Source organism: Paracraurococcus lichenis, assembly GCF_030657435.1.
Taxonomy (GTDB): domain Bacteria; phylum Pseudomonadota; class Alphaproteobacteria; order Acetobacterales; family Acetobacteraceae; genus Paracraurococcus; species Paracraurococcus lichenis.
The window spans coordinates 1-391 of record NZ_JAUTWS010000518.1; the positions used below are offsets into that span (position 1 = coordinate 1).

The 391-nt window shown below is 68.0% G+C and carries 1 protein-coding gene; it reads left to right on the forward strand.

Annotated features, from left to right (window positions below):
• The coding region (locus tag Q7A36_RS41060; protein WP_305109519.1) for a GTP-binding protein at nt 1-391 on the forward strand (391 nt) is incomplete at both ends.

Below are 391 nucleotides of genomic sequence, written 5' to 3' on the forward strand. Positions count from 1 at the left end.
CGTCGACTGCCCTGGCCACGCCGACTACGTGAAGAACATGATCACGGGTGCGGCGCAGATGGACGGCGCGATCCTGGTGGTCTCGGCGGCCGACGGCCCGATGCCGCAGACGCGCGAGCACATCCTGCTGGCGCGGCAGGTGGGCGTGCCGGCGCTGGTGGTGTTCCTGAACAAGATGGACCTGGCCGATCCGGACCTGGTCGAGCTGGTGGAGATGGAGGTGCGCGAGCTGCTCTCCAGCTACCAGTTCCCGGGCGACGACATCCCGATCATCAAGGGCTCGGCGGTGGCCGCGCTCGAGGACAAGACGCCCGAGATCGGCGAGCAGGCAATCCTCGAGCTGATGCGGGCGGTGGACAGCTACATCCCGCAGCCCGAGCGTCCGAAGGAT